Origin of the sequence: Kitasatospora sp. NPDC051984 (genome assembly GCF_044593455.1) — a bacterium.
Taxonomy (GTDB): domain Bacteria; phylum Actinomycetota; class Actinomycetes; order Streptomycetales; family Streptomycetaceae; genus Kitasatospora.
Map to the genome: position 1 here is coordinate 64,016 of NZ_JBIUCB010000003.1, position 15,147 is coordinate 79,162.

Sequence of the window (15,147 nt, forward strand, 5' to 3'; positions counted from 1 at the left end):
GGCTGATTGATCATCAAATGCGACGTATGCCATCCGGTGTGTCGCTATGTCGGAAAACTGGCCGGTTGAGGTACCGCCCGCCACGAACGGCGGAACGGGCGGTACCGGGTCGGCCGTCAGTGCCGGCGGGCGCCACTCCGCCGACTGCCGAGCACCCGGCGCACCAACAACCCGAAGCCCGCCGTGATCAGCAGCGCCCCGCAGGCCAGCCCGCGCCATCCGGTGGCCGTCGCCCGGTGCACGACCGCCGGCCCACCCGGCGGGGGCGCCGGCAACGTCCGCCCTCGCACGACCTCGTCCGCCGAGCCGGCACCGGTCTGCTCGGCCGGCCCGGCGCGGTCGGGCCGCCCGGCGCGGTCGGGCTGCTCGGCCGGTGCGGCCTGCGGGGCCTGCTCGGTGGGCGCGGTCGACGCGGCGGCCGACGGCGGCTGCGGCGAGCTCGACTCGCCGGCAGACGGCGCGGTGGTCGGCGACGGGCTCCCGGACGGCGCGGCCGTCCCGTCCGGCACCTGCCGGCCCGGGGCCTCCGAAGACCACGGGTGCGGCGCCGTGAACACCCACTGGCCGGGCGTCGCCCCCGGCACCAGGAACGGCGGCAGCGGCACGGCGACCGTGCCGGGCACCGGCGGGACGGCGGAGACGGGCGCAGAAGCGGAAGCAGTGGCCGATGGGGAGGCGGCGGCCGAAGGGGAGACGGTGACCGAAGGGGAGACCGTGACCGACGGGGATGCGGACGGGCTTGCTGCGGGCGAGCTCTGGCTTCCCGTCGGGGTCGGGGTCGGCGCAGGCGGCGTCAGGGCCGGGACCGGGACCGGGACCGGGACCACGATCGGCAGCACGTCCGGCGGTACCGGCACCCAGGGGGCCCCGCTCGCCGGAGCGCCCGTCGGGGCAGGCCGAGCGGAAGCCGATGCGGAGGCGGACAGCAACGCGGACGGGCTCGTCGCAGCGGGGCTGTGGGAGCTCGTCGACGCGGTCGTGGTCGCGGTCGGTGCCGGTGCGGCGCTGCTGCTGCTCGCCGCCGCCGGGGTGGGCACCCGGACCGGGACGGGATCGCCGGGAGTGCCGTTGCCCGCCGGGTCGGTGGCGGTGGCGATCAGGGTGACGTCGCCGCCGGTCAGGTCCTGGGTGGCGGTGCAGGACCAGTTGCCGTCCGCGGCCGCCACGGCGCTGCACACGGTGGTGTGTGCGGCGCTGCCGTGGCCGGCGGTGACGGTGACGGTGGTGCCGGGCTCAGCGCGGCCGGTGATCAACGGGCGGGCGGTGTGCAGGAGTTCACCGGCGGCCGGCGAGACGAGCTGCGGCTTGTCGGGCGCGACGGTGTCCACCGTGAGCCCGACGGACTTGCCGTCGGCGCGGTTGCCCGCGCCGTCGCGGGCGTGCGGGGTGAGCCGGTGGGCGCCGTCGGCGAGGTTCTCCACCGGCAGGCAGGACCAACTGCCGTCGGCGGCGACGCCGGTGGTGCACAGGTCGAGGCCGTCCGGCTCGCCGTCCGCGGTGACGGTGACGGTGGAGCCGGGTTCGCCGAGGCCGGTGACCAGCAGGCCGGGGTCGTTGGTGTAGGCGGGCAGGGTGAGCACGGGGGCGGTCGGCGCCGTGGTCTTGACGGTCAGCCGGAACGGCTCGCCGTGCACCGCCGTGCCGCCCTGAGGGGTCTCCGCCAGGACGAGGGCGTGGGTGCTCTCGCCGAGCGCGTTGTCGGGGCGGCAGTTCCAGCTGCCGTCGTCACCGACCTGGGCGGAGCACAGGGTGGTGCCGTCCTCCTGGACGGCGATGCCGGCCCCGGCGCGCGCGCCGTCGCCGCGGAACTCGGGGCGGACCTCGCCGGTGACGGTGCCGGGGACGGGCAGGCCGATCTCCGGCCCGGTGGTGGCGGCGCTCTCCGGGGCGGCGGTGCGGACCGACAGCGCGACCCGCTGGTCGACGACCTGGCCGGAGTCGGCGAAGCCGTCGGCGGTGGCGAGCTGGGAGCCGTCGCGGGCCAGCCGCAGCCGGGCCCAGGTGTCGCCGCTCACAGCGCCCTCCGGGACCGGCCACTCCAGCGCGGCGCTGCTCGCCCCGGCGGGGACCTCGGCCTGCACGCGCTCCGCCGGGTCGAAGCGCCCGTTGTGGTCGAAGTCGATCCAGCCGGCCAGTACGGCGGGCTCGGTGCCGGGGCTGACCGGCACCTCGATCCGGTAGGTGCGCCCGGCGGTGGTCTCGGCCGGGAAGGCGAGGTTGGGGTCGGCGCCCTGGTAGTCGGCGTGGCCGGGCTGGAGCCGGGGCGGCGGCGGCAGGCTGGCCCAGGGGCTGCGGCGGCTCGCCCCGCCGTCGGTCTCCACGCTGAGGGCGACCGCGCCGGCGGGTGGGGCGGACAGCAGCGGCTTCTCGACGGACTGGGCCAGGCCGGGCCGGGTACGGGTGGCGGCCGGTGCGGCGTCCTGGCCGAGGAACAGGTCGGAGACCAGGTGGGAGGCGTTGCCGTAGCTCTGCGGGGCGCTTCCGAGGCCCTCGTCGAGGGAGACCGTCCAGGCCGGACGGAGCGTCATCGGCGGTGTGGTGGAGCCGTCGCGAGCGGTGGAGCGCTGTTCGAGGCGCAGGTCGACGGTGGTGACGGTGCCGGAGAGTTCGAGGGTGCCGTCGCCGCCGGCGTCGCCGTCGCGCGGGCCGTCGGCGGCGGGGGCGAGTTCGCCGGGGCCGACCGTCCAGCCCGGCCAGCCGGTGCGGCCGACCAGGGTGGGGGCGGCGGGGGTGCCGCCGGCGACCGTCAGGCGGGTGCTGGTGCCGGTGGTGCCGCCCTGGCCGGTGGCCAGGGCGGTCAGGCCGCTGACGTGCAGGCGGGGGTTGCGCACGGGCCGGGAGAAGGTGAGCCGCAGCGTGCCGAGGGGGTGCCAGGCGCCGTCCGCGTGGGGGTGGTCCTCGGCGACGCGGAAGGTCTCGGCCGGGTCGCCGGGGCGGATGCCGTCGCTGTAGGCGTCGCCGCCGGCGGCCCGGTCGGTGAGCTTGCCGGGTGCGGCCTCGACCGTAACGCCCTGGACGGCCTCGAAGTCGAACCGGACGGCCAGCCCGGAGGGCAGTTGGGCGCGTCGCTCGGCGGACCAGCTGTCGGGCGTCTGCTGGGCGGCCACCGGTGGGGTGCCGAGGCCGGAGAGCAGCCCGGTGGCGATCAGGGCGGTGGTGGTCCGGCCGATCCGGGGCCCGGGCCGGTCACGGTCGGCCGGGCGGGCGTCGGGGGCCGGGGCCCGGTGGAGGAACTGTCGGCACATCCGGCTCTCCTCTCGGTGTCTTCGTCCGCCGAATTCGCGGCCCGTGCCATGCACCCGAATGGTGATGACGATCAGACAAAAGGGAATCACGATCGGGTTTCGGTCATACCGCGACACCTGCTCGATCGCCCGATTCCACCCGTTCAGCAGCCAATCGGTCAGCAGCATCTGGATACCCGCCACGCCAGGCATCAACTCGCCCAAGCAGGCATCAATCGGACGCTACTGTCCAGTACTTGAGTGATCGTCAGATCGCCCTGTTGGAATTGGTGTGTTTATCAGTAGAGTCGGCGGGCGTGACTATTGATTCCGCGCTCATCAAAAGCAGCTTCGCCGCCGTCGAGCCCCACGGCAGCGATGTCACCGCATACTTCTACGCCCATTTGTTCGAGCACAACCCGGATGTCCGCAAGCTCTTCGCCGAGCACCTGAATGACCAGCAGGACCGCCTCTGGGCGGCGATATCCACCCTGGTCGACAAGCTCGACGACACCGACACCGTGGTCGAGGTGCTGCAGGGCCTGGGACGCCGGCACGCCGGGTACGGCGCCCTCCCCGAGCACTTCCCCGCCGTGGGCGCGAGCCTGCTGGCCGCCCTCGCGCACTTCGCCGGGGACGCCTGGACGCCGGAGACCGCCGCGGCCTGGACCGCCCTGTACGGCGTCGTCGCGGAGGTCATGGGCGGCGCGCTGACCGAAGCCTCCGCAGGCTGAGGGGCCTCCCCGGTGCCCTTCGACCCCGCGGTCGTCCGTGCCGGCTTCGCCGTCGTCGAGCGCCGGGCCGACCAGCTGACCAAGTACTTCTACGCCCACCTGTTCACCAACAACCCCGGCATCGAAGCGCTGTTCCCGGCCCGGCTCGCCGAACAGCGGGACCGCCTGATCGCCGCACTCGCCCAACTCGTGCTGCGACTGGAGGACCCGGAGAAACTCACCGGCTACCTGGCGGCGCTCGGACGCGACCACCGCAAGTTCCAGGCCGCGCCCGAGCACTACCCGGCCGTCGGCGCCAGCCTGATCGCCGCGCTGAAGCACTTCTCCGGGACCGCCTGGACCCCAGAGGTCGAGCAGGCCTGGACGGAGGCGTTCGGCATCATCGCCCAGGCCATGATCGACGCGGCCGCGGCCGTCCCCGCCGGCACCCCGCGCTGGTGGAACGCCGACGTGCTGGCCGTCCGCCGCGCCACCCCCGACCTGGCGGTGCTCACCCTGGCGCCCGACCACCCGTACCCGTTCACCGCCGGCCAGTACCTGACCGTCAGCTCGGACCGGCACCCGCAGGTCTGGCGGCCCTACTCACCGGCCTGCGCGCCCCGGCCCGACAACACCCTGGAACTGCACGTCCGCCGGGTCCCCGACGGGCTGCTGTCCACCGCGCTGGTCGACGAGGTCCGGGCCGGTGAGACGCTCCGGCTCGGCCCGCCGCTCGGCGAGGCGGTGCTCGCCGAGGACTCCGGGCGGCCGCTGCTGATGGTCGCCGCCGGAACCGGCTGGGCCCAGATCAAGGCCCTGCTGGAGCAGCTCGCCCGGAACGGCGGCCGGCCCACCACCGTGTTCGTCGCCGCCCGCGACGACCGCGACCAGTACGACCTAGCCGCCGTGCACGACCTGGTGAATGCGCATGCCTGGCTGCACGCCGTCCTGTCGGCGCCCGTGCCCGGCGCGTCCCGTGCCACCGCGATCCGCCTGCTCCGCGACGGCCTGCGCGACTACGGCACCTGCGCCGGCCACGACATCCACCTGTCCGGCCCGCCCGACCTCGCGCCCGCGCTCGCCGCCCAACTTCTCGACCAGCACGCCGATCCCGGGCTCATCCGGCACGACCCCGTCACCGCCACGTTCAACCGCAGCCGCCCGCTCACGCCCGCGGACTGGTTCCTGGAAGAACGCGAGGTGCTCTGGATCAACCGGACCGAACTCGGGACGGCATGACGACGAAGGCCCCGGGTGGAAACCCGGGGCCTTCGGTTGGTGCGCTCAGCAGGATTCGAACCTGCAACCTCTTGATCCGTAGTCAAGTGCTCTATCCGTTGAGCTATGAGCGCTCGGACGGCCCCTTGCGGAACCGCGAGCGGAGATTGGTGCGCTCAGCAGGATTCGAACCTGCAACCTCTTGATCCGTAGTCAAGTGCTCTATCCGTTGAGCTATGAGCGCTCGCCCCGTCGGCCTTGGCCTCCTGGGCGGTGCGGGGACAACATTACATGACCGGCGACCTGGGGCGAAATCGATTGCCGGGGACCCCGTCAAGACCGCCGCGGAGGCCGCTGGACGAACAGTGGCCGACAACGCGGAAGCCCCGCCGGTCAGTGACCGACGGGGCTTCCGGTGAAGCGGAGGCGGAGGGATTTGAACCCTCGATGGACGGTAAAGCCCAAACCGCATTAGCAGTGCGGCGCCATAGACCGGACTAGGCGACGCCTCCAACACCCGGACTGCGACCGGGACTCCGGCGCACTCCGTGCGACTGAGATGATGCCACAGCCGAAGGCTCCGGCACCAACCACCACAACGATACTGGCCGGGTCGTCCACGGCGCAAAGAAGAATGAGATACTCCAGTCTCCGAGGAGAGCCAGAGCCGCCCGTCGAAGCGGCGGCCCGAAGGCGTGAGGAGACCTGTCGACGTGAGCAGCAGGCCGACCCGAGGCGCTGCTCGCCTCGCCGCGATACTCGACGCACTGCCCGATCCGTTGCTGCTGGTGAACTCCAACGGCACGGTGGTCGACGTCAACAAGGCCGCCGTGGAGAGCCTGCAGGCACCCGGCACCTCGTTGGTCGGACGGGGAGTGCTGGACCTGCTGCCGGAGTTCGACCCCAGCCGAATCCCCGGTTCGATGCGGCCCCCGGCGAGCGAGACCCAGAGCCTGGAACTACCGGTCCGGATGACCGCCCGACGCACCGACGGCACCACCTTCACCGTCGAAGTGTCGGGCAACGACTTCACCGACGAGGGCGGCGGGGAGGCGCACGGATTCCTGTCCTTCACCACGACGGACCAGGACCTGCTGCTGCTCCTGGTCCGTGACCTGTCGACCCGCCTGGGTGTGGAGACCGAACTCCGGCGCCAGCACAAACAGACCGAGATGATCCTGCGGGCCGCCGCCGAGGGCGTCCTCGGCGTCGACCTGGAAGGCCGCGTGGTGCTGGTCAACCCGGCCGCCGCGCACATCCTCGACTTCCGGGCCAGCGAGCTCGGCGGCCGCGAACTACACCCGCTGATCCAGCACTCGCAGCCCGACGGCAGCCCGCTGGCCGCCGAGAGTTCGGCGCTGAACGACACCCTGCACTCCGGCCGCAAGCACCGGATCCGCAACACCGTGCTGTGGCGCAAGGACGGCAGCCCCGTCACCGTCGACCTGACCACCGCACCGGTCCGGGACGGCGAGCAACTGGTCGGCGCCGTCATGACGTTCACCGACCGCACCCACGAACTCGCCCTCACCGCACGCAACGAGCACCTCACCGCCGTGCTGGAGTCCGAACTCGGCGGCGCGCTCGGCGCCCTGCACCGGCGGATCGACGCGCTCGCCGCCGACCCCGCCGGGCAGCTCTGGCCGGAGGCCAACTGGACGCTGCGCCGGCTCGCCGACGAGTGCCGCCGGTTCGAACGGCTGATAGAGGGCGTACTGGAGCACCAGCGCTTCGAGGCCGCCGCCGAGCGCGGCAAGGCCGCCCTGGACCGCGAACGGATCGGCCTGGACGAGGTCGTGCAGCTGGCCGTCGACCGGGCCGGCGAACTGGTCGGCCCCGGCCGGGTCCGCTACTCGGTGCACGCCGCCGCCGTGAAGGTGCTCGCCGACCGCGAGCGGCTCGCCCAGGCGCTCGCGCACCTGGTCGCCGATGTCAGCGGCGTCACGCCTGTGCCCGAACCCGCCCGCGCCGAGGACGAATCCGCCACCACCGGCGGCGCGTTCGCCGGGCCGGCGCCGGACCCCGGGCAGCCGCCCATGGTGGTGCTGGCCGCCGCGCAGCGCGGACAGGTCGCCCGGATCGAGGTGCGCGGCCCCGCGCAGACCGCCAGCGCCGTCCACCTGCCGATCGCCCGCGCCGCCGTCCAACGGCACGGCGGCGTCCTGCAGCGGCACGACCTGCCCGGCGGCGGCGGGGCCACCTACGTGGTGGAGCTGCCGCTCGACCCCGACGGCGGCGACGGCGACACGCCGGACAAGCAGCAGCACGTCCCCAAGGACTCCGACACCGCGATGCTGCCCGACCTTCCCGGGCAGCCCCCCGCGGCCGAACCGGCCAAGGACGACGCGCCGTCAACGCCCGAGCCGGCCGAGGACGGTGCCACCCCCGCCGCCCGGGCCGACGACACCCAGGGCTCCGGCCGGCGCCGGGCCCGCCCCGCCCGCGAAGAGGACGCCCGGCCCGAACCGGCTGCCCCCGGGGCGCCGATCGCGCTCGGGCCCGGGCCGTCCGCCGCCACCTCCTCCGCCTCGGCCGAACCGGCCGAGAGTGGAGCCGCCGGGGCCGGCCAGCTGCCGAGTGCCGAGCCGCCCACGCGTACCGGGCGGCGGGCCCGCCGGGCGCACGCCGGTTCCGGCGACAGCATGCCGGCGCTGCAGCTGCCCGGTATCCCGGACCCCGGGACGCCCGTCTACCCGGGGCTGGAGCACGCGCTGCCGGCCGGCCCGCCGGAGCCCGTCGTGCCGCCGACCCAGCCCACCGGGCGGCGGCGACGGCTGGCGCTGCCCGCCGACACCGCGGAGAGCGCGGAGGAGGTGACGACGGTTCTGCCGCCCGTCCCCGCCGGGGCGCCGGAGCCGTCCACCGCGCTGGAGGTCGCCGCCCGGCCCGCCGCGCCGGCCGTGCCCCCGATGCCCGCCACGCCGCCGCCGGCCGGGGATGCCGGCCAGCCGCAGCCGGTCGGCACCGGGCTGGGCGGGCTCGTCCCGCCGCGGCCGCTGGCCGCCTTCCCGGGCGCGTTCCCGCAGCCGGGGGCGCCGCAGCAGGCCGAACTGCCCGCCGCCCCGGCCGAGACGGCCCCGCACGCCGTCAACGGGCAGGCGCTGCCCGCCGGTTCGGGCGAGGGCGGCGGCGCGCTGGCGCTGCCCGCCGGGCCCGGCGCGGTCGAGGGGCGCACACCGCCCCGGCCGATCGCCGAACTGGCCCCCGCCAAGGAACCCGCGTTCGACGGCCCCCGGCCGCTGCTGGTGTGGCCCGAACCCGACCCGTCCACCCACGACGCGCTGCAGAACCGGGGCTTCCGGCCGGTCGTGGTGGCCTCCCGCGAGGAGGTCGACGCCCAGGTGCCGCAGGCCCCCGCCGCGCTCTTCGTCGACCCGCTGACCGGGCCGATCACCCGCACCGCCCTGCAGGCGCTGCGCACCGCCGCACTGGCCGGGCGGATCCCCGTGCTGCTGGCCGCCGGCCTCGGCCAGGCCACCCGGGACGCCGCCTACGGAGCCGACCCGGCCGTGCTGCTGCGGGCGCTGGCCCCCCGGGACAGCGAGAACCACGCCGCGCGGGTCCTGCTGGTCGAGTCCGACCCCGAGGTGGCCGCCGCGCTGGTCGCCAGCCTGGAGCGGCGCGGCATGCAGGTGGAGCACGCCGCCGACGAGAACGAGGCGGTCGCCCGGGCCAGCAGCATCCAGCCCAACCTGGTGGTGCTCGACCTGCAGCGGATCGAACACGGCGACCTCGGTCTGCTGGACTGGCTGCGCGCCAACGACCGCCTGCACCGCACCCCGCTGGTGGTGTACACCTCGGCCGACCTGGACCCGCAGGCCCGCGCCGGGCTGCGCACGGGCGCGAACGTGCTGTTCCTGGCGGAGCGCTCCACCACCGACGAGGTGCAGCGCCGGATCGTCGAACTTCTGGCCCGGGTCGGCGCGTTGGGGCAGGTGGCGACGGCCGCGTCGTTCTGACCGTCCGTCAGTTCTGTTCGGCTCCCGCCCTCGGCAGGCGGGCGACCAGGCGGGCGCCGGTGCGGGCGGGCTCGGCGGCCAAGGTGCCGCCGTGGTGCCCGGCGAGGTCCCGGGCGATGGCCAACCCCAGTCCGGCGCCGCCGAGTTCGCGGCTGCGGGCGTCGTCGAGCCGGGTGAAGCGCTCGAACACCCGCTCCCGGTCACCCTCCGGGATGCCCGGCCCGTCGTCGCGCACCTCCAGCACCACCAGCGGCCCCTGGACGGCGAGTTGGACCTCCACCCGGCTCGTGGCGTAGCGCTGGGCGTTGTCGACCAGGTTGGTGAGCAGCCTGGTCAGCCAGGTGCGGTTGCCCAGCACCTGGGCCCCCTCGGCGAGTTGGGACGTGACCGGTATCCGGTCGGCGGTGCGGGCGGCCAGCGCGGCGGCGAACAGGGCGGTCAGGTCGAGGAGTTCGACGGATACCGGGTCGGCGGCGTCCAGCCGGGCGAGCAGCAGCAGGTCGGCCGCCAGGTCCTGCAGGCGGACGGTGTCCTCCAGCGCGTCGGCGAGCAGTTCGGGCCAGAGCTCCGGGTCCGGGTGGGCCAGTGCCACCTCCAACTGGGTGCGCAACACGGCGATGGGGCTGCGCAGTTCGTGCGAGGCGTCGGCGATGAAACGGCGCTGGCGCAGGCCCGCGTCCTCCAGCCGGTCCAGGGTGGCGTTGACGGTGACGGCCAGCCGGGCCACCTCGTCGCCAGTGTGCGGGACGGGGACCCGGCGGTGCAGGTCATGGCCGGTGATCTCGGCGACCTCGGCCCGGATCGCCTCCACCGGGCGCAGTGCCCGGCCGGTGACCCGCCAGGTGACGGCCGCGACCAGCAGCACCAGCACCGGGACGCCGACGGCGAGCGCGGTGCCGGTGGTGTCCCCGGCGGCGTCGACGTCGCGCAGCGAGGTGCTGGCGTGGACCACGAGATAGCCGTCCGGGCCGGTGACGGGCATGGTGATCACCCGCGACCGGTGCTCCTGCATCCGCGGCACGGGCATCAACGGCTGGGTGCCCTGGGCGGGTTGGGGCTGCTCCTTTGTGGCGGGCGGTACCGGCGGCGGGGCGAGGGGGTGCGCCAGCAGGTCCGGGGTGGCGGCGACCGGGCGGCCCTGGCCGTCCACCACCCAGATGGAGGTTCCGCCGTGCAGGGGGAGGATCGACGGCAGGTGCTCGCGGGCGGCCAACTCGACCACCTTGCCTGCCTGTTCGACCGCGGAGTCCTGGGCGGTGCGGAGCAGGTTGGCGTGGAGCACGGCGAGCAGCGCGGCCGAACTGCCGCCCAGCGCGAGCGTCACCACGGCGGTGGCGGCGAAGGTGGCCCGGGCCCGCACCGAGCGCGGCAGCAACCGCCGTAGGCGCGGCGGGACTTGGAGGCGGCGGAGGGCCGGGAGGCGGCGCACGCGGTCAGCCACCGTCCGCCGCCAGCCGGTAGCCCGCGCCGCGGACGGTGCCGACGGCGCTGCGGCCGAACGGGGCGTCGATCTTGCGGCGCAGCGCGCTGATGTGGACCTCGACGATGTTCGGGTCGCCGTCGTAGGCCGAGTCCCAGACCCGTTCCAGGATCTCGCGCTTGGAGACCACCCCGCCGGCCGCCCGGGCCAGGCACTCCAGGACGGCGAACTCGCGGGCGGTGAGCCGCACTTCGGTGCCCGCGCGGGTGCAGCTGTGGCGGGCCGGGTCGATCGCCAGGTCGCCGAACTCCAGGGTCTGCGGCAGACGGCGGCCGGTCCGCCGGACCAGGGCGCGCAGCCGGGCCACCAGCACCACGTACGAGAACGGCTTGGACAGGAAGTCGTCGGCGCCGGTGTCCAGCGCCTCGGCCTCGTCGAGTTCGCCGTCCTTGGCGGTGAGCATCAGGATCGGGGTGTCGTCGCCTGCGGCCCGCAGCCGGGCGCAGACCCGGTAGCCGTTCAGGCGGGGCAGCATGATGTCGAGCACGATCACGTCGTAGTCGTGCTCGGTGGCCAGCCAGAGGCCGTCCTCGCCGTCGTGGGCGACGTCGACGGCGAACCCCTCGGCCCGCAGGCCGCGTTGCAGTGCGGCGGCGAGCCGCCGTTCGTCCTCGACCACCAGTACGCGCATGGGAACCAGCGTCGCAGGCGCCGGATCCGGCGGTGGGGGCGGCTTCAGCTTGGCTTCAGGCGGGTGGCGGCATGCTGGGCGCCCGGCCGGCGGATTCGGTCCCGGCCGGGTCGTCGAGGGGAAGTGGGACGCAGATGTCCGAGCCGCAGTCGTCAATGCCGCAGTCGCCGGAACCGTTCGGGCCCGAGGCCGGGAAGGCGTCCCGTCGACGCTGGGTCCGGCTGCCGAAGCGGCGGGGCAGCCGCTGGGGGCTGGGCGCGGCGGCCGTGCTGGTGCTGGCAGTCGGCGCGGTCACCGCGGGGGTGGCCCTGCACCACCCCGGCCGGGAACGGCCGCCGATCGCCCCGTTCGCGATGCGGGAGCCGGGGGCTCCCGGGGCACCGAACGCATGGGGAAGCGATCACGGGAGGCACCGGAACGGGGAGCAGAAGGGCGACGGGAAGGCGGCGCACCGCGGCGCCCAGGGCGACGGGAAGGCGCAGCCGGGCGGCCGGGCGGCGCGGCTCGCGCCGGCCGCGCTGCCGGCCGTGCCCGCCGATCAGGCGGTGGCCAAGGCGGCCGGCGCGGTGCCCGGCGGCAAGGTGGACGCGCTCTCGGTGGTGGGCCGGGAGGGCGGGGGCAGCTCCTGGGCGGTCGAGGTGCTCGGCACGGACGGCGTCCGCCACCAGGTGATGGTGGACGGCACCGACGGGTCGATCACCGCCAACACCGTCGCGAACGGCCGCTGACCGTACCCGCGGGGCCCCGCCGCAGGACCGAGAACTGCGGCGGGGCGTTCCGGGCGGACCGTGCGTGGTCAGCCCTTGCCGATCACCGTCACGTCCAGGCGGTCGGCTGCGTAGTCGGCGCGGATCACCTTCTTGTCGAACTTGCCCACCGAGGTCTTCGGCACCGCCTCGATCACCGACCAGCGTTCCGGCAGCTGCCAGGAGGCGACCCGCTCGGCCAGGAAGGCGCGCAGTTCGGGGAGGCCGACGGTGGCGCCGGGGCGCAGGACGACGGTGGCGAGCGGGCGTTCGCCCCACTTCTCGTCGGGGACGGCCACCACGGCGGCCTCGGCCACCTGGGGGTGGGCCATCAGGTGGTTCTCCAGGGCCTGCGAACTGATCCACTCCCCGCCGGACTTGATCACGTCCTTGGCCCGGTCGGTGAGGGTCAGGTAGCCGTCGGCGGTGATGGTGCCGACGTCGCCGGTGCGCAGCCAGCCGTCGGGGCTGAACTTGTCCTCGGGACGCTCGGGCTCGCCGTTCGCGCCGCCGAAGTACGCCCCGGCGATCCACGGGCCGCGCACCTCCAGCTCGCCCTCGGCGACGCCGTCGTGCGGCATCACCTCGCCGCCGGGGCCGATCAGCCGGGCCTCCACGGAGGCGGGGAAGACGCCCTGGGTGATCCGGTAGGTCCACTCGTCCTCGCCGTTGACGCCGGCCGGCGGGTGGGCGACGGTGCCCAGCGGGGAGGTCTCGGTCATGCCCCAGGCGTGGATGACCCGGATGCCGTGCCGCTCCTCGAAGGCCTTCATCAGCGCGGGCGGGCAGGCCGAGCCGCCGATGACGACGGACTTCAGCGTGGAGGTGTCGTAGTCGCCGGCGTCCAGCTCGTCCAGCAGGCCGTTCCAGATGGTCGGGACGGCGGCGCCGAAGGTCGGCTTCACCCGGTCGATCATCTCGGCCAGCGGCTTGGGCTGCAGGAAGCGGTCCGGCATCAGCAGGCTGGAGCCCGTCATGAACGCCGCGTGCGGGATGCCCCAGGCGCCGACGTGGAACATCGGCACCACCGGCAGCACGATGTCGCGGGGGGTCAGGCCGAAGCTGGCGGGGGCGATGATCTGCATCGAGTGCAGGTAGATCGACCGGTGGCTGTACACCACACCCTTGGGGTCGCCGGTGGTACCGGACGTGTAGCAGAGCACGGCAGCCTGCTTCTCGTCGATGTCGGTCTGCCACGGGTAGTCGGTCGGGCGGCCCTCGATCAGCGCCTCGTAGTCGTGCACCGTCCCCTCGAAGCCCGCCAGCAGCGCCGGGTCGTACGGGCCGGAGACCACCAGGTGGCGGACGACGTCGGCGAGCTTGGGCAGGACGGCGGCGAGCAGCGGCAGCACCGAGCCGTTGACGATCACCACCCGGTCCGCGGCGTGCCGGACGATGTAGTCCAGCTGGTTGGCGGGCAGCCGCAGGTTCAGGGTGTGCAGCACCGCTCCCATGGACGGGATCGCCAGGTACGCCTCCTGGTGCTCGGTGTTGTTCCACATCAGTGTGGCCACCACGCTGCCGTCCGTGACTCCGAGTTCGTCCCGGAGGGCGTGGGCGAGCTGTGCGGCGCGGCCGCCGACCTCGGCGAAGGTCCGCACGACCGGGCCGTTCTCGGTCCAGGTGGTGACGGTCGACCGGCCGTGGATGGTGGCCCCGTGCTGCAGAATCCGGGCGACAGTGAGTGGAACGTCCTGCATCGTGCTGTACACCAGGGGTCCTCCTTGACCGGCCGGCGGATTGTTACCCGCAGGTAGTAGGCGATGCCTCCGATTGTTTCCCCGGCACACCCGCGCTGTCAGTAGCCGCAACCGAGATGAGACCGACGCCGCCGACCTGCGCGGCTTTCCGTCTCCGCGCGTGTCCGTCCGGGTCCGCGGCGTGTTCGGGATGCGGGGCACGTCACAGTTCCATGGTCGCGCGGCGGGTCGCTGACCGGTCGTCAGTTCGCCCGGGCGGCACGCGCCGCCGACGCCCGCGGGCCTTGATTCGCCCCTCAGTGCACCCCGGCTTGCCTCTGGCGGTAACCGTCTTTGACCAAAGACACTCCTTACGCCACACTCGATCTCATGCCAGGCACCTCCCTCACCGTCGAAAGCACCACCGACATCCCCGCCATCGCCTCCGTTTCCAAGGTCACCAGTTCCGGCCGAGCCCGGGCGAGCGGAATGCGACGACGGCTGGGCGGTATCCCGGCACCGGTGCTGTGCGTGGTCTCGATGGTGGCGGTCCAGCTCGGTGTGGCGGCCTCCAAGCCGCTGTTCGGGGTGCTGGGGGTGGCCGGCGCGACCTTCCTGCGGATCTCCTTCGCCGCCATCGTGCTGCTCGCCTTCACCCGTCCCCGGCTGCGCGGCCGCAGCAAGCGCGACCTGGCGCTGGCCGGACTGCTCGGCGTGGCGTCCGCCGGCATGACCCTGCTGTTCGCCGCGGCCGTCGACCGGCTGCCGATGGGCACCGCCGCCACCATCGAGTTCCTCGGCCCGCTCGCCGTCGCCCTGGTCTTCGCCCGGCGCGCCGGACACGTGCTGTGGGCGATGCTCGCCGCCGCCGGCGTGGTGCTGCTCACCCTGTTCGGCCACGGCGAGTCCGGCTCCAGCCTGGACCCGGTCGGCCTGGCCTGCGCCTTCGGGGCGGCCGCCTGCTACTCCGGCTACATCCTGTTCACCGACAAGGTCGGCGCCGCGTTCAAGGGCTTCGAGGGCCTGGCGGTCTCCTTCACCGTCGGCATGGTGGTGCTCGCCCCGTTCGGCGCCGCCGAGGCGATGCACGGCCTGTCCGGCTCCGACTCCCCCGCCCTGCTGCTGCTCGCGATCGCGGGTGTCGCCCTGCTCTTCCCGGTGCTGCCATACGCGCTGGAGATGGTCGCGCTGCGCCGGATGTCCCAGCGGGTGTTCAGCGTGATCGTCAGCCTGGACCCGGCGGTCAGCGCGCTGGTCGGGCTGCTGGTGCTCGGCCAGGTGCTGGGCCTGCCGCAACTGTTCGGCATCTTCTGCGTGGTGGCCGCCAGCGTCGGGGCCACGCTCACCGCCAGGCGGTAGGGCCTCCGCGGTAGGGCTTCCGCGGTAGGTTTTCCGCGGTAGGGCGTCCTCTTCCGAACACCCCTCGGGGGCGCGGTGCCGTTCGCGGCTGCCGCGCCCCCGAGGGGTTTCTGCTCGTCCTGCTCCCCGAGGCGGGTG

General features: G+C 74.4%; 9 protein-coding genes and 3 tRNA genes. 5 read left to right on the forward strand and 7 right to left on the reverse strand.

What is annotated here, in order from left to right; genetic code table 11:
- Positions 1–116: 116 nt before the first annotated feature.
- Positions 117–3,245, reverse strand: coding sequence for an Ig-like domain-containing protein (locus ACIHEI_RS06845; protein ID WP_396605921.1), 3,129 nt, complete (start codon positions 3,243–3,245; stop codon positions 117–119).
- 236 nt (positions 3,246–3,481) lie between these two features.
- Between ACIHEI_RS06845 and ACIHEI_RS06850 the strand changes: the two genes are divergently transcribed.
- Together ACIHEI_RS06850 and ACIHEI_RS06855 are read left to right on the forward strand one after the other, a co-directional pair.
- Positions 3,482–3,958 carry a globin domain-containing protein gene (locus ACIHEI_RS06850; protein WP_396605922.1) on the forward strand — a complete coding sequence of 159 codons (477 nt, stop codon included), beginning with the start codon at positions 3,482–3,484 and terminating at the stop codon, positions 3,956–3,958.
- 12 nt (positions 3,959–3,970) lie between these two features.
- Entirely contained in the window at positions 3,971–5,176 is a 1,206-nt protein-coding gene (locus ACIHEI_RS06855) for a globin domain-containing protein (protein ID WP_396605923.1), read from the forward strand.
- 37 nt (positions 5,177–5,213) lie between these two features.
- On the opposite strand, the gene ACIHEI_RS06860 is transcribed toward ACIHEI_RS06855, so the two are convergent.
- From ACIHEI_RS06860 to ACIHEI_RS06870, 3 genes are all read right to left on the reverse strand, one after another.
- Positions 5,214–5,289: transfer RNA gene (locus ACIHEI_RS06860), tRNA-Arg, on the reverse strand.
- Positions 5,290–5,323: 34 nt separating this feature from the next.
- Positions 5,324–5,399: transfer RNA gene (locus ACIHEI_RS06865), tRNA-Arg, on the reverse strand.
- A gap of 177 nt (positions 5,400–5,576) precedes the next feature.
- Positions 5,577–5,667, reverse strand: a tRNA-Ser gene (locus ACIHEI_RS06870).
- A gap of 201 nt (positions 5,668–5,868) precedes the next feature.
- Between ACIHEI_RS06870 and ACIHEI_RS06875 the strand changes: the two genes are divergently transcribed.
- Positions 5,869–9,114 (forward strand): PAS domain-containing protein, encoded by a 3,246-nt coding sequence (locus ACIHEI_RS06875; RefSeq protein ID WP_396605924.1) that lies wholly within the window; start codon positions 5,869–5,871, stop codon positions 9,112–9,114.
- A 7-nt stretch (positions 9,115–9,121) separates the two neighbouring features.
- Here ACIHEI_RS06875 and ACIHEI_RS06880 read toward each other — a convergent pair whose 3' ends face one another.
- Together ACIHEI_RS06880 and ACIHEI_RS06885 are read right to left on the reverse strand one after the other, a co-directional pair.
- Positions 9,122–10,555, reverse strand: a complete 1,434-nt coding sequence (locus tag ACIHEI_RS06880) for a sensor histidine kinase (protein WP_396605925.1) — start codon at positions 10,553–10,555, stop codon at positions 9,122–9,124.
- The gene (locus ACIHEI_RS06885; RefSeq protein WP_392949015.1) at positions 10,548–11,225 is read right to left on the reverse strand and encodes a response regulator transcription factor; all 678 of its coding nucleotides are present in this window, start codon (positions 11,223–11,225) and stop codon (positions 10,548–10,550) included. The genes ACIHEI_RS06880 and ACIHEI_RS06885 overlap by 8 nt, the downstream gene beginning before the upstream one ends.
- A 134-nt stretch (positions 11,226–11,359) precedes the next feature.
- Between ACIHEI_RS06885 and ACIHEI_RS06890 the strand changes: the two genes are divergently transcribed.
- Complete coding sequence (locus ACIHEI_RS06890) at positions 11,360–11,953, forward strand: PepSY domain-containing protein (protein WP_396605926.1); 594 nt, start codon at positions 11,360–11,362, stop codon at positions 11,951–11,953.
- Between the two features lie 68 nt (positions 11,954–12,021).
- Here the strand turns inward: ACIHEI_RS06890 and ACIHEI_RS06895 are convergent, their stop codons facing one another.
- The gene (locus ACIHEI_RS06895) at positions 12,022–13,683 is read right to left on the reverse strand and encodes a long-chain fatty acid--CoA ligase (RefSeq protein WP_396605927.1); all 1,662 of its coding nucleotides are present in this window, start codon (positions 13,681–13,683) and stop codon (positions 12,022–12,024) included.
- A 357-nt stretch (positions 13,684–14,040) separates the two neighbouring features.
- Here ACIHEI_RS06895 and ACIHEI_RS06900 point away from each other — a divergent pair, with 357 nt between their 5' ends.
- A complete protein-coding gene (locus ACIHEI_RS06900) occupies positions 14,041–15,009 on the forward strand; it encodes an EamA family transporter (protein ID WP_396605928.1) in 969 nt (322 codons plus the stop codon).
- Positions 15,010–15,147 lie beyond the last annotated feature (138 nt).